Below are 18,201 nucleotides of genomic sequence, written 5' to 3'. Positions count from 1 at the left end.
CCTCCGGCTACCGGGCGGGTCGCGGGCTGACCCGCGCGCGAGCCGCATGCCGAGACACCCGCGCCCGGTTTCCGCAGCCCGCGGCGGTGCACCAGCGGCGCTTGGCGTTGGTCGCGATAAAGAGCTGTGAGCAGTCCTCGGCCGGGCAGTGGCGCAGGCGTCCGGCGGTCGCCGCATCACTCAGTTCCAGGGCCGACAGAATCAGCTTGGCGCGGGTGGCCTCCTCGGCCGTGCGCGCGGTGGTGGTGTACTCGACGTGCAGGTGCCCCTCTCGCACGCTCAGGTAGCTCTGCACCGGGGCCGCGAAGAGGATCGTATTGGCGGCGGTGAGGACCGGCGTATCCGGGGCGCTCCCCTCGTCGATCGCCCGGATCAGCGCCCCCACGAGCGTGCGCAGGCTCCGGGTGTCCTCGGCGTTTAGCGCGGTGATCGCCGGATCCCGTTCGGATTGGAACCGCCAAAACTCGGCCAGCGCGCCGGGCGCATCGAGCTGATCCACCGCCGGGGTGTGGGCGGTCTTGAGCGTGTTGAGCAGATCGATTGCCGCGGGCTCGCCCAGAAGCGTGAAGGTCATGACACCAGTGTAGAACTAATGGATTAACTAGGCAAGAATGCATTAGTATCCAATCATGACTGCACAACGTATCCCCATGATTACCTTCGCGATCGGCTTCGGGCTCGCCGGACTTGCCCAGACCTGGAGCGCCGCCGACGCGGTGTGGGGGCTCAGCCCGATGATCGGTGACGCACTCTGGAGCCTCGCCGCCCTGGCCTGGGTCTGGCTCCTGGCGGCCCACGCGATTCGAGGGTTTTCCGCCGAACAGGGGCTGATGGGTCAGCTGCGCAATCCGGCGCAGGGTCCGGTGGCCGCGCTGGCACCCGCGCTGGGAATGTTCCTGGGTGCGCGACTGTACCCGATGGTTCCCTGGGCGGGAACGACGCTGGTGCTGATCTCGATCGCCGTCGGCGCGGTGTTCGCCGGCTGGATCCTGGGACGCTGGGCCCGAGGCAACATCGAGATCGACTTCGTGCACGGCGGCTACCTGCTCCCCACAGTGGCCGCGGGGTATATCGCCGCGGGATCAGCCGCCAAGATCGGGTGGATCGGACTCGGCTGGGGAGCCTTCGGGGTGGCCACGCTGTTCTGGGTTCTGGTGTTTACCCTGATCCTGGCGCGCCTCGCGCTGCGTCCGGCCCTGCCCGCCCCGCTGGTGCCCTCGCTGGCGATCCTGATGGCACCGCCCGCCGTGGGTGGCGGGGCGTGGATCGCGCTGACCGGCACTCACGTGGGGATCGGTATCGAGGTGCTGCTGGGACTCACCGCCATTCTGGTCCTCCTGCAGCTGGGCCTGCTGCCGCTGTATCGCCGCACCCCGTTTACCCTCGGTGCCTGGTCCTATACGTTCCCGCTGGGCGCCGTGGCCGCGTTTGTGATCAGCGCCACGGCGAGCCCGGTGTGGGCGGGCGTCGGCGTGCTGGTGGTGACCGCGACGATCCTCACCGTGGCCACCCTCTCGGTGCGCACGGTGCTGGCAACCCGCGCCACGATGCAGGCGACGGCCGCAGCGTAGCTGGCACCGGAACGCCGAATCTCCGCGAGACCCGATGGGCGCGGGCCCTCGATTCTCGTGGTGTGCTGGGCGCGCGGTGTTTCGCTATCCCTGCCAGGCCAGGGTTCCGGCAAGGAGCTTGCGCAGGGCGCGCGCCGACTCGTGGCCCATGGCCGCCTCGAACGATTCCTGGGCGGCAATCCAGGCGGGCATCGCGGCCTGCAGGGTGGTGTGCCCGGCCTCGGTGATGCGGACATCGCGGGCGCGTCGATCGCTGGCCTCGGCGACCTCGATGAGTCCCGCTCGCACCAGCGGTTTCACGTTGGCGCTGAGCGTGCTACGGTCCATGCCCAGCGTGGCGGCGAGCACGCTGATTCGGGCGTCGCCCTCGAGGGCGAGGGCTCGAAGGACGCTGAACTGGGTGGTGCGGATCCCGGTTCCGGCGAGGGCTCGGTCGTAGACGGCGTTGAGGTGCCGATCCACCCGGCGCACCAGATAGCTGTTGCATGTGCCGCCACTGGAAATCTCTGATGTCACATTTGTACCCGGGTTTGCGTCCATGCGGGGGAGCCTAACAGAATTAGGGGGATATCAACCTAATTGTGAACGAAACGGAAGAGAACCCGCATGAGCGACATCAGTACCACCGAACGCGTCCGCCTCGACATCTATCGGCACTTCGCCCGGACCGGTCGGTCCAGCACCCCGGATTCGGTGGCCGAGCGGTTGAATATCAGCCCCGAGGAGGCCGATGCGGCGTTCGACGCGCTCATCCTGGACCGACACATCGCCGTATCGTCGGAGGGGGAGATCGTGTTGGCGCATCCGTTTGCCACCCGAAACTTCGGATTCTCGGTGATGGGGGAGCGGGTGCTGTGGTGGGGAGGCTGTGCCTGGGACTCGTTTGCGATCCCGCACCTGGTGCCCGAGGAGCCCGCTGTGGTGGTGGCCACCACGTGTCCTCACTGTGACGCCGCGCACTCCTGGACGGTCACGCGGGATGCGGCACCCGAGGGGGACCAGGTGGTGCACTTCCTGATGCCGATGGGGCGGGTGTGGGACGACGTGATTCACGCGTGCGCACACCAGCGGATCTTCTGTTCGGCCGCCTGCGTCGAAGGCTGGGCCCGCGCATCCGACCACGAGGTCGGCGCGATTTTTGACCTGCAGACCCTCTGGAATCTGTCCTCGCAGTGGTACGCCGGCCGCCTGGACCCAGGGTATGTGCGTCGGGAGCCGCTGGTGGCCGCCGAGTACTTCGCCAGTGTCGGGCTGACCGGCCCATTCTGGGGGACTCCCGGCCTCACAGCAAACCCCTAGGCACATCCCTCGACACCCCGGGCCCTCCCTGCATAGTCTTTCCGCACAAGGAGGCCCACCATGAACCCGGCACACACCATCAATCGCCCCGCCTGGCCCGCCCACGACGCCGTCGTGCGGCCGTGGCGTCAGCGCCAGCGCGGCGGCACGCGCGCCGATCGGATCTTCGCCGAGGTGGTGGCATATGTGCCCCCAACCATCGCCGACCTCCCCGTGGCGGCCCCGCCCGAGCTGGTGTTGCTGGGTGAGGAGGCGCTGGTCGCGGCCGCCCGCTCCGATGCCCGCGGCCGTGGGCGCTCGGCGGCGCTGGGGCGATTCATGGTGCGCTCCGAGTCCGTGGCCTCGTCCAAGATCGAGCGCATTACACCCGATTCCGTGGCCCTCGCCCGGGCGCTGGCCGGGCAGGGGAAAAGCGCGCCGGCGCGCAGCGTGGTGGCCGCGATGGAGGCGATCCACGGGCTGCTCCTGCGCGCCGGCTCGTCGGGGCGGATCACGCGTGACGATGTCCTCGATGCGCATGCGGCGCTTATGCGGGAGGATTCCGACCCGGGGGACCGTGCCTGGGCCGGCCGATTCCGGGCCGAGCAGAATTGGCTCGGAGGCAGCGACCACAGTCCGCGTGACGCCGTCTTCGTGCCACCACCACCGGATCTGGTTCCGGACCTCATGAGCGATCTGATCCGCTTTGCCAATCGCGATGACGTGCCCGTGCTCATTCAGGCTGCCATCGTGCACGCCCAGTTTGAGTCGATCCATCCCTTTACCGATGGAAACGGGCGCATCGGCCGGGCGCTGATCGGTGCCCTTCTGCAGCGACGTGGTGTCACCCTGCACGCAACTCTGCCGGTTGCCTGCGCGCTGGGGGCCATGCGCCCGCGGTATTTCGAGGCGCTCGCCGCGTATCGACGGGGCGAGATTGACGCGCTGGTTCGGATTCTCGGGGTGGCGATCACGGTGGCCGCCGACGAGGCGGGGGTGTCCTTCCTCCGCTTGTGGGCGCTCCCCGGGCGCTGGCGTCGTGTGCTCGGGGTGCCTGCCGAGTCCGCCGAGGATCGGATCCTTGAGTTTTTGCACGATCGGACCACCCTGATGCTGTCCGATCTCGTGACCCACACCGGTGCGCCGGCGGACACGCTGGCAGGGGTCACCGATGCGCTGGAGACCGCGGGGATTCTGCGTGAGGTCACCGGTCGGCTGCGGGAGCGCATCTGGGTGGTGGCCGATGTGGTGGATGAGCTCGACGATCTGGAGCGTCGAATTCATGCTCGGCTGGCGTCGGGTGCGGCTGCCGTTCCCACGCCTAGTGGTGTCTAGCCGCGAGCGCGGGCGTTTTCGGCGGAGATCACGGTGTCCACCAGGGTTTCGACAAGGATGTCGAGATGGGGACGATCCACCGCGAACCGCTTAATGCCCTGCAGGCTCAGGGTGATCATCTCGCTCAGGCGCGAGGGGGAGTTGTCCCCGGGGAGAAGGGTCTGAAGGTAGCGCTCAAACCGCGCATTGCTGCGCGTGACGGCGGGGAACTTCGGGTTGAAGAGGTCCGAGGCTTCGGGGTTTTCCTGGACCAGATCGTATCCCGATCCCACCCAGCTCAGACACGCATGCAGGAGGCGATCGCGTGGGGTCGTCATCTGCGCTAGTTCGTCATCCAGACGCGCAAAGAGTGCGTCGGCGAGGGTGTCGATCACGGCCCCGAATAGCGCATCCTTATCGGCAAACTCCGCGTAGAGGGTGGGGCGGGAGATCTCATTGCGTCGAGCCACATCGGCGAGCGTCGTTCGGGCATACCCGTTGCGACAAAACAGCGCGGTTGCATCGCGAATAATCCGGGCGCGGCGCGGTTCTCTGGGGTCCATGTTTCCAGATTATCCAGTCGGCGGGGAATTTTTCACCGATTCCGATCTTTACATATTTACGATAAGTGTAAAGTTGGAAAAACTGAAACGAAGGGTGGTCAGCATGACCAGCAACAAAACGTGGTTTATTACCGGTGCCGGACGCGGATTCGGTCGAATCTGGGCGCAGGCGGCACTCGAACGGGGCGACCGTGTCGCCCTGACCCTGCGCAATCCCGCCCAGGCCGCAGATCTGGTGGAGCGGTTTCCCGATACCGCCCTTGCGCTGCGGCTGGATGTCACCGACCGCGCGGCCGTATTCGCCGCGGTGAGGGCCGCGCACGACCACTTCGGTCGCCTCGACATCATTGTCAATAACGCGGGCTTTGGTCAGATGGGCGCCATCGAAGAGGTGGATGAGGCGAGCACTCGGGCCAACTTTGAGACCAATGTGTTCGGGACGCTCTCGGTGATTCAGGCGGCCCTGCCGCTGCTGCGCGCCCAGGGTGCGGGGCACATTATTAACCTCTCCAGCGTTGCCGGAATCGTCGCCGTGCCCACCGCGGGCATCTACGAGGGGGCGAAGTTTGCGGTGGAGGGAATCTCCGAGGCGCTGGCGGCCGAGGTGGCCCAGTTTGGGATTCGGGTGAGCCTCGTGGAGCCCAGCGGATATGCCACCGAGTTCCTGAGCGCAAACTCGCTTGGATCGGCCCCGACGATGCCCGAATACGACGCGCTGCGGGAGGAACTTGCGGCTTCCCTCGGGGAGGGCGATCTGGGTGATCCGGCGGCCAGTGCCGGCGCGATCCTGGCGCTGGTGGATGCCGAGGAGCCGCCGCTGCGCCTCATGCTGGGCAACCTGCTGCCGTTCGTGAAGGACGTGTACGCCCGGCGCATCGCCACCTGGGAAGCCTGGGATCACGTAGCCCTGGCCGCGCACGGAAACCCCGGTTCGGACAACTAGTCCGGCGTACCCGGGGGTGCCTACTCGTGAAAGGTGAGCACCCCCGCGAGGTCAAGGTCGGAACCCGACCCACTCACGCCCGCCTGGGCGAGCAGGACCGCTCCCAGGGCCGTGCTCCAAAAGGTTCGCACCTCGACGCCGACCGGGCGTTCCAGGGTCCAGTCGTTGCGTCGCAGAAGGCGCTCCAGGTAGCGCTCGGATCGGCGAAATAGCAGGTCGAGATGGGTGTCCACGGTGGGGGCCAGTTCGGGTTTGGCAATGCCCGCGGCCAGCGCGCGAGAGACCGCGGGGAGTGCCGGGAGGGCGAGGGTGGTACGGGCGATCTTGCGTCGGATTGCCGCCGCGTCCCCGGCCGAGTCGCCGACTCGGGAGAGGCGTTCCGAGTCGTGCAGCAGGGCGTAGAACGCCGCGTGCACAAGCAGGGAATCCTTGGATCCAAAGTGGTAGGTGACCTGATTGGGAAACACGCCCGCGCCGGTGGCAATCTCGGCCACACTCACGTCCCCACCGCCGCGCTCCAGGCACAGCGTCGCGGTCGCCTCGATCAGCCGATGCCGGGTCGAGACGGATCGGGTGCTCGCCTGGGAGTTCTTCTGTTGTGCACTCACGATTCAATTGTATGTGATACAAATTGATATCTAGTTGTATGACGTACAAATTGTAGAAGGGTGCCGCTATGCGCGAATTGATGGATGTGGTTGTGACCGGGTTGGGAGCCATTACCCCGCTCGGGACCGGCGTCGCCGAGACCTGGGAGGCGCTGCTGTCCGGTAAGTCCGGCATTCGTGCGGCGGATCACCTCGTGGAGGGGCTGGTTGCGGGCACCCTGGCGAAGGATCCGGCCGAGCACCTGACGCCGGTTCAGGCGAAGCGCCTGGACCGTTCCCAGCAGTCGGCGGCGGTGGCCGCCGCCGAGGCCTGGGCGGATTCCGGGCTCGTGGATCCCGACCCGGAGCGGTTGGCGGTGGCGATCGGGACCGGAATCGGCGGGGTCGAGTCCCTGCTGCATGAGCACGACGTGCTCGCGGCATCGGGGGTGCGTCGGGTGTCGCCGCGTACGGTGCCGATGCTGATGCCCAATGCGGCCGCCGCCGTCGTCAGTATCGAGTATGGGGCGCAGGCGGGCGTCTATACGCCCGTGTCCGCCTGCTCCTCGGGTGCCGAGGCTATCGCGCTGGGTGCCCGCCTGATTCGGGCGGGGGAGGCCGATGTGGTCATCGTCGGCGGGACCGAGGCCGCGATCACCCCGATCACCGTGGCCGGGTTTACCCAGGCCCGCGCCCTGGCGAAGTCCACCGGGGATGCGGCGGATGCCTCGCGGCCGTTTGCCACCGACCGCAACGGCTTTGTGATCGGGGAGGGGGCGGCCGTGCTGATTCTGGAGAGTGCCGCGCATGCTGCAGCCCGCGGTGCCCAGGTGCACGCGGTGTTGGCCGGGGCGGGAATCGCCTCGGATGCGCACCATATGACCGCCCCGGCCCCCGATGGTCGCGGGCAGATCCAGGCCATGCGGCGCGCCCTGGCTCAGGCAGGCTTGGCGCCGGAGGAAGTGGCCCACGTCAACGCGCATGCCACCGGCACCCCGGTCGGCGATATCGCCGAGGCGCGCGCGATCGCCTCGGTGTTTGGTCCCGATATCGCGGTGACCGCGCCCAAGGGAGCAATCGGACACCTATTTGGCGGTGCCGGCGCAATCGAGGCGCTGCTGACCGTTCTCGCCGTCCGCGACGGGGTGATCCCACCCACGCGCAACCTCACCCCCGACACCGTGGACCCGGAAATCGGCCTCGATATCGTCACCGAACGCCGCGACCTGCCCCAGCCCGCCGCCCTCAGCAACTCCTTCGGTTTCGGAGGCCAAAACGTGTCCCTGGTATTCACGCGGCCCTAGACGGGCCAGCCCCGCCCCGGAACTCCGGGACGGGGCACATTTGCCGGGGTGCCCGGCGCTACTTGATCTTCTTCAGGGTCGACTCGATCGAGTCGATGATGCCCAGGGAATCGGAGTAGGAGCCCGAGAGGAAGTCCTGGGTGCCGATGCTCAGGCCCGCCTTGACCGCGGGCAGCTCCTGATAGCCCGGGAGGGCAAACAGCTTGGCGATGTTATTGGCCGGGGTGCCGTCGTTGTTTTCGTAGTAGACGATTGCATCGGCGTCACTCAGCAGATCGGTGCGCTCATAGGACACCGACTGGTTCTGACCGGCCGGGGTCCCCGCGGTGGCCGAGGCGAACTTTGCGCCGAGGGCGCTCAGCACGGTGCCCACCTGGGTCTTATCCGAGTAGATCCAGTAGTTGCCGTCGTCAAAGCCGCCCTGGATGATGTCCCACTTGGTTTTTGCCAGCTGATCCGCATACTTCTTGGAGACCTCGGCAATGCGGTCGTCATAGCGCTTCTTGAGCTCGGTCAGCTTGGGCTCGGCGTTGATGTAATCGGCGGTGTAGGCGGGGTACGTGGCCCAGGTGCTCTTCTCATCGAACGGGGCAAACACCGTCGGAGCGATCGCCTCAAGCTTCGGATAGACATCGCGCAGGTACGGCACGTCCACGCCGATAATCAGGTCGGGCTTGAGGGCGGCAATCTTTTCCAGGTTGACCTTTCCGCCCTGCACCACCTTTTCGATCGGCTCCCAGCGCTTGAGGTAGCGCTGGGGAACGTATTCGGCGCCGGCGTCTTCGACACCCACCGGGGTGATCCCGAAGTCCAGCAGCGACTCGGTGCTGAAGGAGTGGATCGAGACGATCCGCTTCGGGTGTGCGGGAATCTTGACCGACCCGTTGGCGGTGCTCACCGAACGTGTGGCGGCGGATGCCGAAGCATCCTCGCCGCCGGGGGCGCTGGTGCTGCAGGCGGCGAGTGCCAGGGCGAGAGCCGCGCCACCCAGCGCGAGCAGCGTCTTGCGGAATCGGAACTGTGTGTTCATGGGTCCTTCGATCGGGGGTTGGGGGATGGAAAATCTGGGGGTTAGCGGCGGCGGCCCTCGGCCACCAGCAGCCACACAAAGTAGCCGCCGCCGAGGATCACCGTGACCAGGCCCACGGGCACCGGGTCGGGTAGTGCGTGCTGGGCGATCGCGTCGGCGGTGAGGAGGAGGACGGCACCGGTCAGCGCGGAGGGGAGAAAGGTGATGCCCGCGGCACCGGCAAGACGTCGGGCGATCTGCGGGGCCGCCAGCGCCACAAACGCGATCGGCCCGGAAAAGGAGGTCACCAGGGCGCTCAGTCCGACTCCGATGATGATCGCCAGCAGCCGGGTGCGCTCCACCGCGACACCGAGCTGGGGCCCCGCATCGTCGCCGAGCTCCAGCAGACCGAGCGCCGGGGCGATCAGGATCGCCGCGAGAAACAGCACCAGCAGCGGGATGATCGCGATGCTCAGCTGATCCATTCCCGATTTATCCAGCGACCCCGCACCCCAGAATCCGGCATTCACGGCCTGCTGGGTATCGGCGTGCAGGATCAGCCAGGTATTGACCGAGGTCAGCATCGCGGTGACGCCGATGCCCACCACGATCAGCCGAAATCCCACCATCCCGTTGCGATACGCCAGCACGTACACGGCGGCGGCCGTCAGCAGCCCGCCGATGACCGCGCCCGCGGCGGTGGTGACCCCGCCGGGGAGGTTCAGCACCAGCATCACGATCAGCGCGCCGGTGTAGGCACCGGTATCGAACCCGATGATGTCCGGGCTGCCCAGCGGGTTGCGGGTGAGGGACTGGAAGATCGCGCCGGAAAGGCCCAGCGCCGCGCCGAAGAGCAGCGCGGTGAGCACACGGGGGAGGCGCCACTCCAGCACAATCGTGGATTCGATTCCGGTTGCGTGCCCAAACAGCGCGCCCGCCACCTGCTCGATGCTCAGGCCGTAGTCCCCGGTGGCCAGCGAAAAGACGCCCACGACGACGGCCGTGAGCAGGAGCCCGGCGACCGCGATCAGCGTGCGACGCGGTATCCGCAACGAGAGCCCTCGGGTGCGCCAGACCAGGTGCACGGGAGACTTCACGGCCCCCATTGACCGCCGCCGAGTCTGCCAACCCGCCCTGCCCGCTGCGCGCCGTGTGTCTACCCGGCTCACAGCGCGGCCACCCGGGAGCGGCGCACCAGCAGGATCAGCACCGGTGCCCCAACAAACGCGGTCACCAGCCCCACCGGTAGCTCGGCCGGCTGCATCAGAACGCGTCCGGCCACATCCGCGGCGAGCAGGAGGCACGGGCCCAACACCACCGAGTAGGCGAGAATCCAGCCCTGCGCGGGTCCCACGATCGCGCGGGCAACGTGGGGGATCATCAGCCCCACAAACGCGATCGGCCCCACCAATGCGGTCGCGGACCCCGCCAGCAGGGTGACCGCAAAAATCGCCAGGGTGCGGGTGATGTTCGCCCGGGTGCCGAGCGAGGTGGCCACATCGTCCCCGAGCGCGAGGGCGTTGAGCCCGCGGGAGGCGATGACCGCCAGCAGGATGCCGATCAGGATCACCGGACCCACCACCACCGCCGCCGACAGCGGCTGGGCGAGCAGGCTTCCCGAGCCCCAGCCGGCCATCTTCTGAAAGGTCGAGGGGTGGTCCAGTTGAATGGCCGAGGAGATGCCGCCGAGCACCGCGGCCACACCCACCCCCGCCAGGGTCATCCGCAGCGCGGTGGCCCCCTCGCGGGCGCTGGCTCCGATCATCCACACCACCACGGTCGCGATAATCGCGCCGGCCAAGGCCAGCCAGAGGTATTGTCCGATCGCACTCATCCCGAAAAACGCGACGCCGATAGTGACCGCCAGCGCGGCCCCGGCGTTCACCCCGAGGATGCCCGGGTCGGCCAGCGGGTTGCGGGTGAACGCCTGGATCACGCCGCCGGCCACGCCGAGGGCCGCCCCGGCCAGCAGGCCAAGCACCGTGCGCGGGACACGCAGCCCGGTGATGATCGCCCCATCGTCGAAGCGGTCGGGGTCGATCAGCGCCGGCAAAATATGGGCGAGGGGGACCGGTTTGGCACCGATCGCGATGCTTGCAGCACACAGCACCACCAGGGCGCAGGCGGCAAGAATCAGCCAGCCGAGGCGTCGCCCCAGGCGGCCGCGGGTGCGCGCAGTCGGTACCGATGCGGGGGTTGCCGAACGAGCGGGAGAATCGAACAACACAAACAGCTTTCTGCGTGGAGAGGATGCCGAAGCAAAATATTGCTAAGGCTAGCCTTGCCTTGCTGTTCCAACGATATTTGTCCACTCTCGAGGGGACAAGAGTGTCGAGTGCCAATGTGTGTTGTTGATCCGACGCGAGCTGGCGGATCCGCGATATTCCACCGACAATAGTATTAACCAAGCGATGTCCCCTGAAGTGGCGATAGTGACATAGAGTGACGATCAATACGGTCATAATCATGCGATTGCCACTAGAAGATTTATTGAAAACATTCCCCGTCTCGTCCTTTGACAGCTCGATTGATGGACACAGGGCCATCAGCGAAAAGCCTGCGACAACTTTTAGGTATATCTGGCCTGACGTTTTGCAGGAGCAAGGTGACCAGGCTGCAAGTGAAGGGCCGATTGTACTCATCTCGGCACCTGGCGCGATGGGCAAGACTGAAGCTGCGAAAAACATAGCTGTGCGGCTCAAGAGTATTTACGTTGATCTTTCGAAAATCCAAGTGGGAAATGGATCGCTAATTGGCGAGCTGGTAAAAGCGGTAGGGCCAATCCGATTTGCATCGCTTCAGACCGAAATAAGAGAGGGCCGAGCTGTTTTGGTCCTGGATAGCACGGATGAAGCGCAGCTCAGATCAGGGTTTGGGAACTTTTCAGAATTCTTGAAGGATATTAGGGAATTTGTAGCGGTTGGCGATACGACCCCGCGGGTAATTTTTCTTGGGCGCTCTGACTCGATTCGTGCTACTCAAGGAGCGTTGAAGGAACTAGGCTACGACGCCCCACATTTTGAGTTGCAAGCGCTCGATAGAAATCAGGCCAACGCATTTATTGAAGCTACTCTGGATTCTCCGCAATCAGAGTATTCCTTGCATCAAAATCAACCCGAGCCGTTTTCGCGGTTGCGAGACAAAGTGCTATCGAATCTTGCTCGTGCGCTGTTAACCAATGAAATTGGACCGTCAGATCTGGATACGTATTGGGAATCTGTGGAGTCGTTCTTGGGCTACCCTCCTGTATTACTTGCGCTCGCTGAACGACTCAAGGTAAGCAATCCGCAGCAAGAAGTCTCGGAAATCAGTGCGGCGAGTGAGGTCGTTGGACGGCGTCAGCGCGGTGAGCTGTTGAAAGATATTGTCGAACATATCCTTAAGCGTGAGTCGAAGAAGGTTCAAGTTGCCATGGGGGAAAAATTGGCAATTTCACCGAGTGACCCGGCCAGGAATTCTCTTTACGGGCCAGATGAACAGGTTGCTCGCTTGTTGGCATTGACAGGCACGCAGGGCGTAATTATGGATAGGCCGACTTTGTTGAAAGGTGACGAGCGTGAGAGTTATGACCGCCAGGTGGAGAGCTTCGTAAAAGAACATCCATTCATTCGTGACGCAGAATTTGCAAATGACGTCTTTAGCGATTACGTCAGTGCGTGGGCTGTGTCTGCTCCACACAGTCAACTGTTTGCAAGTTCTCGCCCGCAATTCTTGGCAACGTTACCTAGGACAGGCCCTTTCTTTGCAAGATTTGTGGCTGCGCTAACGCCCGAAGGAACGAAGCCATCGATGCCTGAAGACTTGGTGGATGTCGCGTTGAAGTCATATCTTAATGGCTCTTCAAGCGCCAAGTGCGTGTTCAGACATCGGACTGACCATCAACCAACTCTCCGATTGTTCGATGAAGACTCGAAACTCGCCGATGAGGAGATTACATTTGAGATTACTGAATCGTCTGGTGTTCTCAGTCTTCGTTCGCCACTTGCACGGTCAGTGATTTTGTCGGATCACGGGGTGATGTTTGTCCCCGGAATGGGAGGCCAGATTGATCTCGGGTCCGATTGTCTGATCCTTGCAAACGAGATTGAAACTCCTGCGAAGACGATTCGCGTGCTCTCAAATAGTGAAAATGATTCACCTGCAGTAATAATCGCTGTCCAAAGCATGACGCATGAAAAAGACCTTAAAATTCATACGTACCGTCCCAAATCACTAGTTGTTGACTGGCCTGACGCTTGGCATCAGTGGAAGCCTTACCTCGCACCAATTGGGTCCAAATCTCGTCGAATTGATCGCTCAGTTTGGACACAAGTGATTGTATCCGTGCGCAAGCTATTGCTCTCATTCAACCCGGCATTACTTGGAGGCCCTGCGGTTTCGGCTGACCGCGTAGATAGAGTCTTGGTTAGTGGAAATGAAATTGCGAGTGCTACCCTTGCCGGTCTAGTCGAACTTGGTGTGGTCTGGAAAGACGACGGACAATATCGTTTGGATCTCGAACGACTTAGTGGCCTTGGTCTTCATTGGCAGATTGTTCGTTCCAATGACCCAGAGAACTCGCTGGCTGACATTAGTAGATCGGTGATCGAAACCGAGGCGTTTCAGCTCAAACTTGGTTTGAGCTGATAAAAAGCACCACAATCCGTTGAGAATTTACAGTCAAATTTTGAGTTGTCAGCGGGTTTGCAGTCGTCGTCCAGTCTCTAGGAGTCTGGACGACGACATGCTATATATCTACGGCTTGACCAGGACCTTGAGCGCGCGGCGCTCGTCCATGGCCACATAGCCCGAGGGAACATCCTCGATCGAGACGGTCATATCAAAGACACGACCCGGGTTGACGGTGCCATCCAGCACCAGCGGCAGGAGCGTGTCGATGTACTTGCGGACCGGTGCGACGCCGCCGGTCAGGGTCACGTTCGGGCGGAAGAGCACGCGGCCCGCGGGGGCCTCGACATACTGGGGCACACCCACGCGGCTGATCGCGCCGCCGGGACGGACCACTCCGAGTGCCTGCTCATACGCGGGGAGGAAGCCCACGGCCTCCAGGACGCGGTGGGCACCTTGGCCGCCCGAGAGCTCGCGCACCTGGGCGATGCCCTCCTCGCCGCGGGCGGACACCACGTCGGTGGCCCCGAACTCGCGGCCCAGGTTGGTGCGGGCCTCGTGGCGTCCCATCAGGATGATCTTCTCGGCACCCAGCTGCTTGGCCGAGAGGACCGCGAGCAGTCCCACGGCGCCGTCGCCGATGACCACGACGGTCTCGCCCGGGCGCACGCCCGCGGTGATCGCCGCGTGATAGCCGGTGCCGTAGACATCGGACAGAGTAAGCAGGGAGGGGAGCAGATCGGAGTCCTCGGTGATGCCGGGAACCGGGATCAGGGTTCCGTCGGCCTGGGGGACCCGGGTGGCCTCGCCCTGGCCGCCGCCCACGTTCTCATCGCCCCAGTCGCCGCCGTGCAGGCACGAGGTAAACAGGCCCTCGCGGCAGAATTCGCAGGTACCGTCCGACCACACAAAGGGAGCGATCACGAAGTCGCCGCGGGATACGGTCCGCACGGCCGAGCCGGTGTCTTCGACCACGCCGATGAACTCGTGGCCGATCGCACGCGGGTCGCTTCCCGCCGGCTTGTTGTGGAAGGGGTGCAGATCCGAGCCACAGATACACGCGCGGACGATGCGGACAATGGCGTCGGTGGGTTCGAGGATGACGGGGTCGGGAACGGTCTCGACCCGAACATCGCCGGCTCCATGAATAATCGTTGCGCGCATGATTGCTCCTTTTGTGTCGCGGTCTCCTCGCGGGAGGCACCTCCTCCATTAGACCGCGAACCGCGCAAAACACGAAGCCTGTCCTGAATGTCCGCAAGTGCGCCCGAACGGGTTTGCGCAGGATTTTCCCGAGATTGCGGGCAACGATGCCCTCGGATAACACCGGACCGCTATACCGCGAGCGGGGAGTTTCGTAGTGTCGCCCGCAGGGTCTTTGCATCGAGGCGTGGGCCCTTCCGGCAATGAAGCTCGAGAAAAGAGGGACCGTCCATGTCGACAAGACGCAGGAGGAAGTTCGCAGCTCTGATGGCGGTGGTTGCCGCGGCGGCGCTGCTGCTCAGCGGGTGCGCCGACGGCGGGGGAGGCAAGGCGGGGGCCGACCGCCCGCTCCGCGTCTGGTCGGGGGCTACCTCGCCGATCGCCAATAACTTCAACCCGTTTGCGCCGGGCCAGGCCGCCCACTTCACCTACGGCGTGATCTACGAACCGCTGTTCTTCTTCAACCAGCTCGCCGATGAAAAACCCACCGGTCTGATCGGCGACTCCTATGAGTTCAACGCCGATGGGACGGTGCTGACCGTGGCGATTAAACCCGATCAGAAGTGGTCCGATGGAACGCCGCTCACGGCGCAGGATGTGGCGTTCTCGTTTGGATACGGCTCCAATAAGTCCGAGAAGTTGGTGTCGGCGGTGGCCGAGGGCGACACGACCGTGGTGCTCTCCTATGCGGTGCCGCAGTTCACCGCGGCACCTCAGATCCTGGGGGCGACGTGGATCATCCCCGAGCGCATCTGGTCGAGCATCACCGACTTCGCCACCGAGACCAACCAAAAGCCGATCGGTTCGGGACCCTATGTGCTGAAAAATGCGACCGATGCGTCGTACACCGTCGAGGCCAATCCGAACTTCCGCGACGGGGCTCCCGCGGTGAAGACCGTGCAGAACATCGCGATCGATTCCAACCAGTCGGCGGAAGATCTCTTGAAGACGGGCAAGATCGACTGGGCCGGGCAGTTCATCGCCAACCCCAAATCGATCACCTCGGGCGGAACCATTTCGAGCCTCAATCAGCAGCAGGATCCGACGGTCCTGCTCACGTGCTCCTCGACCGAGCTGGGATGTACCGGACCGCAAACCGATCCGGCCGTGCGCCGAGCCATCAACGTGGCCATCGACCGCGGCGAGATCGGGTCCAAGGCATTTGCCGGCCAGTCGGGCGTGGTGTCCCCCTCGTTCGCGCTGCTGCCGCGGGATAAGAAGTGGGTGACGGATCCGAAACTTGAAACCAGCCCGCAGAAGGCCAATGCGGCCGAGGCCGGATCGATTCTGGAGGCCGCCGGTTATGTTCGGGGTGCCGACGGGGTGTTTGCCAAGGAGGGGAAGTCGATCGAGATCGATCTGTTCTCCCCGGATGGATGGACCGACTATAACGACGCGGCCAAGCTGATCAGCGAACAGGCGGAGACCGCGGGAATCCGGATCAAGAATCGCACGGTGTCCCTGGCCGAGTACTGGACCCCGACCACCAACGGAAACTTCCAGATGGCGCTGTACGGTGCACCGCAGTCCCTGGTCGCCGACCCGTATTCGAACTACGAGCGCTTCTTCGCGACCGCCTCCACGGCGCCGGTCGGCCAGCCGCCGGCCACGGGTCTGAATCTGGCGCGCTACAGCAACCCCATCGTGGACACGGCGGTGGCGGAGGCCGGGGCGACCCAGGATGATGGAATCAAGAAGGGCGCCTACGCCCGCATTCAGACCGAGATCGCGCGTGACCTGCCGTATATCCCGGTGGTCCTCAACGCGAGCATGGCGTTTTTCAATACCCGCGATTTCACCGGTTGGCCCGGCGATTCGCGGCCCTACGCGGCACCGTTGCCCTACCTGGCCACGGCTTCGGGGGTGGTGTTGTCCCGGCTGAGGCCGGCGAAGTAGTGGCGGGCCCCGCACCCGCGGGTGCGGGGCCGCTCCGGAAACATGATGAACACACAAGGGTGATTGCGAAACATAATCGTGACCAGAAATAAACAAGAAAGTGCTTTACTAGAAACCCCTTTTCCTATAATCTCCTGAGAACAGACAGCAAGGATGCTGTCGAGCAACACCTTTCACCATCCAGCTCTAACGCTCATGAGAAGAGGTTTTACTATGGCCACGAGTCGACGCAAACGACTAGGCATGATGTTCGCCGCCGGTGCGGCAGCACTCGCACTCACCCTGACCGGGTGTGCCAGCAACGGAGAGGGCGGATCCGGCGGATCCGACCGACCGCTGCGGGTCTGGTCGGGATCGATGACCCCCATCAACAACAACTTCAACCCGTTCTCCGTGGACACCGCCGCCCACTTCACGTTCGGCCCGATTTACGAGCCCCTGTTCTTCTTCAACCAGCTCTCCGCAGACCCGGCCACCGGCCTGATCGGCGACAAGTACGAGTACAGCGAAGATGGCACCGTCCTGACGATCAAGATCAAAGCCGATCAGAAGTGGTCCGATGGAACAGCCCTCACCGCCAAGGACGTCGCCTTCACCTTCGGCTACGGTCCCAACAAAGACCCCGAGATGGTTTCGGTAGAAGCCACCGATGACACCACCGTTGTCCTCACCTACTCGGTCCCCAAGTTCACCGCCGCCTCGCTGATCCTGGGTTCCACCTGGATCATTCCGGAGCACATCTGGAAGGACATTAAGGACTACACCACCGAGACCAACCCCAAGCCCGTGGGCTCGGGACCCTACGTCCTGAAGTCCTTCAGCGACGCGGCCTACACGGTCGAGGCGAACCCCGAGTACCGTGATGGTGCCCCGGCGGTCAAGACCGTGCAGGTTATCGGTATCGACTCCAACCAGTCCTCCGAGGACCTGCTGAAGACCGGCAAGATCGACTGGGTGGGTCAGTTCATCGCCAACCCCGACGCGATCACCAAGGACGGCCGGATCTCGACCCTCAACCAGCAGCAGGACCCCACCACGATGCTCACCTGCTCCTCGGTGGAGCTGGGCTGCACCGGCGCACAGACCGACCCGGCCGTGCGCCAGGCGATCAACGTGGCCATCGACCGCTCGGCGATCAGCGACAAGGCGTTCGCCGGACTCTCCGGCATCGCCTCACCCTCGTTCGCCCTGCTTCCGCGCGACGAGAAGTGGCTCTCCAGCCCGGACCTCGCCAAGAGCCCGCAGGAGCCCAACATTACCGAGGCCGACGGCATCCTCGAGGCCGCCGGCTACACCAAGGGATCCGACGGATTCTACGGTAAGGACGGCAAGTCGTTCGAGATCGACCTGTTCTCCCCGGACGGCTGGACCGACTACAACGACGCGGCCAAGCTGATCAGCGAGCAGGCGGCAAAGGCCGGCATCCGCATCAACAACCGCACCGTCTCCGAGGCCGAATACTGGACCCCGCTGGCGAACGGTAACTTCCAGATGGCACTCTACGGCGTGACCCAGTCGCTGGTGGCGGACCCGTACTCGACCTACGACCGTTACTTCTCGACCCCGGCCACCGCCAAGGTGGGGGAGCAGCCGGTCAAGGGTGTCAACTACGCCCGTTACAGCAACCCGATCGTGGATGCCGAGGTGAAGGTGGCAGCCGCCACCGAGGACGAGGCCATTAAGAAGGACGCCTACGCCAAGATCCAGACCGAGATCGCCCGCGATCTGCCCTATATCCCCGTGGTGCTGAACGCCAGCCAGGCGTTCTTCAACACCAAGGACTACACCGGATGGCCGAGTGAGAAGGACCTGTACGCGGCACCGCTGCCCTACCTGTCCACCGCCTCGGCTATCGTTCTCACTCACCTGAAGCCCGCGAAGTAGGAATGGGTCCCATGGCCATCACCACACAAGTAAAGGGGGGT

The 18,201-nt window shown here is 64.1% G+C and carries 16 protein-coding genes; 8 read left to right on the top strand and 8 right to left on the bottom strand.

Annotation, left to right across the window (positions count from 1 at the left end; genetic code table 11):
• Positions 1-7: 7 nt before the first annotated feature.
• Positions 8-574, bottom strand: a complete 567-nt coding sequence (locus C7C57_RS10100; protein WP_187976308.1) for a CGNR zinc finger domain-containing protein — start codon at positions 572-574, stop codon at positions 8-10.
• A gap of 55 nt (positions 575-629) precedes the next feature.
• Between C7C57_RS10100 and C7C57_RS10095 the strand changes: the two genes are divergently transcribed.
• Complete coding sequence (locus C7C57_RS10095) at positions 630-1,571, top strand: transporter (protein WP_187976307.1); 942 nt, start codon at positions 630-632, stop codon at positions 1,569-1,571.
• A gap of 84 nt (positions 1,572-1,655) precedes the next feature.
• On the opposite strand, the gene C7C57_RS10090 is transcribed toward C7C57_RS10095, so the two are convergent.
• Positions 1,656-2,087, bottom strand: a complete 432-nt coding sequence (locus C7C57_RS10090; protein ID WP_187976306.1) for a MarR family winged helix-turn-helix transcriptional regulator — start codon at positions 2,085-2,087, stop codon at positions 1,656-1,658.
• A 90-nt stretch (positions 2,088-2,177) separates the two neighbouring features.
• On the opposite strand from C7C57_RS10090, the gene merB reads away from it, so the two are divergent.
• Positions 2,178-2,870, top strand: coding sequence for an organomercurial lyase (gene merB, locus C7C57_RS10085; RefSeq protein WP_187976305.1), 693 nt, complete (start codon positions 2,178-2,180; stop codon positions 2,868-2,870).
• Positions 2,871-2,930: 60 nt separating this feature from the next.
• Positions 2,931-4,184: a Fic family protein gene (locus C7C57_RS10080; protein WP_187976304.1), complete on the top strand. Its 1,254-nt coding sequence runs from the start codon at positions 2,931-2,933 to the stop codon at positions 4,182-4,184.
• Here C7C57_RS10080 and C7C57_RS10075 read toward each other — a convergent pair.
• Positions 4,181-4,726 carry a TetR/AcrR family transcriptional regulator gene (locus C7C57_RS10075; protein WP_187976303.1) on the bottom strand — a complete coding sequence of 182 codons (546 nt, stop codon included), beginning with the start codon at positions 4,724-4,726 and terminating at the stop codon, positions 4,181-4,183. The genes C7C57_RS10080 and C7C57_RS10075 overlap by 4 nt on opposite strands.
• Before the next feature lie 103 nt (positions 4,727-4,829).
• On the opposite strand from C7C57_RS10075, the gene C7C57_RS10070 reads away from it, so the two are divergent.
• Positions 4,830-5,669, top strand: a complete 840-nt coding sequence (locus C7C57_RS10070; RefSeq protein ID WP_187976302.1) for an SDR family NAD(P)-dependent oxidoreductase — start codon at positions 4,830-4,832, stop codon at positions 5,667-5,669.
• Between the two features lie 20 nt (positions 5,670-5,689).
• Here the strand turns inward: C7C57_RS10070 and C7C57_RS10065 are convergent, their stop codons facing one another.
• A complete protein-coding gene (locus C7C57_RS10065; protein ID WP_255505649.1) occupies positions 5,690-6,277 on the bottom strand; it encodes a TetR/AcrR family transcriptional regulator in 588 nt (195 codons plus the stop codon).
• A gap of 68 nt (positions 6,278-6,345) precedes the next feature.
• Here C7C57_RS10065 and C7C57_RS10060 point away from each other — a divergent pair, with 68 nt between their 5' ends.
• On the top strand, positions 6,346-7,560 hold the full coding sequence (locus C7C57_RS10060; RefSeq protein ID WP_187976301.1) for a beta-ketoacyl synthase: 1,215 nt from the start codon (positions 6,346-6,348) through the stop codon (positions 7,558-7,560).
• A 58-nt stretch (positions 7,561-7,618) separates the two neighbouring features.
• Here C7C57_RS10060 and C7C57_RS10055 read toward each other — a convergent pair whose 3' ends face one another.
• Genes C7C57_RS10055 through C7C57_RS10045 form a run of 3 tightly spaced genes read right to left on the bottom strand, consistent with a single transcriptional unit; the run spans position 7,619 to position 10,796 of the window.
• Complete coding sequence (locus tag C7C57_RS10055; RefSeq protein ID WP_187976300.1) at positions 7,619-8,590, bottom strand: ABC transporter substrate-binding protein; 972 nt, start codon at positions 8,588-8,590, stop codon at positions 7,619-7,621.
• A gap of 41 nt (positions 8,591-8,631) precedes the next feature.
• Complete coding sequence (locus tag C7C57_RS10050; protein ID WP_187976299.1) at positions 8,632-9,675, bottom strand: iron chelate uptake ABC transporter family permease subunit; 1,044 nt, start codon at positions 9,673-9,675, stop codon at positions 8,632-8,634.
• Positions 9,676-9,734: 59 nt separating this feature from the next.
• A complete protein-coding gene (locus C7C57_RS10045; protein ID WP_187976298.1) occupies positions 9,735-10,796 on the bottom strand; it encodes an iron chelate uptake ABC transporter family permease subunit in 1,062 nt (353 codons plus the stop codon).
• Between the two features lie 215 nt (positions 10,797-11,011).
• Here C7C57_RS10045 and C7C57_RS10040 point away from each other — a divergent pair, with 215 nt between their 5' ends.
• Positions 11,012-13,195: a hypothetical protein gene (locus C7C57_RS10040; RefSeq protein ID WP_187976297.1), complete on the top strand. Its 2,184-nt coding sequence runs from the start codon at positions 11,012-11,014 to the stop codon at positions 13,193-13,195.
• A 108-nt stretch (positions 13,196-13,303) separates the two neighbouring features.
• Here C7C57_RS10040 and C7C57_RS10035 read toward each other — a convergent pair whose 3' ends face one another.
• Entirely contained in the window at positions 13,304-14,341 is a 1,038-nt protein-coding gene (locus tag C7C57_RS10035; RefSeq protein ID WP_187976296.1) for a zinc-dependent alcohol dehydrogenase family protein, read from the bottom strand.
• Positions 14,342-14,611: 270 nt separating this feature from the next.
• On the opposite strand from C7C57_RS10035, the gene C7C57_RS10030 reads away from it, so the two are divergent.
• Together C7C57_RS10030 and C7C57_RS10025 are read left to right on the top strand one after the other, a co-directional pair.
• Positions 14,612-16,276, top strand: coding sequence for an ABC transporter substrate-binding protein (locus C7C57_RS10030; RefSeq protein WP_187976295.1), 1,665 nt, complete (start codon positions 14,612-14,614; stop codon positions 16,274-16,276).
• A 213-nt stretch (positions 16,277-16,489) separates the two neighbouring features.
• Positions 16,490-18,160 carry an ABC transporter substrate-binding protein gene (locus C7C57_RS10025; protein WP_030143190.1) on the top strand — a complete coding sequence of 557 codons (1,671 nt, stop codon included), beginning with the start codon at positions 16,490-16,492 and terminating at the stop codon, positions 18,158-18,160.
• Positions 18,161-18,201: the final 41 nt, after the last annotated feature.

Source organism: Mycetocola sp. JXN-3 (genome assembly GCF_014522285.1).
GTDB classification, from domain to species: domain Bacteria; phylum Actinomycetota; class Actinomycetes; order Actinomycetales; family Microbacteriaceae; genus Mycetocola; species Mycetocola saprophilus.
The sequence above is the reverse complement of the archived record's forward strand: the minus strand, read 5'-3'. Positions and strand labels throughout refer to the sequence as shown.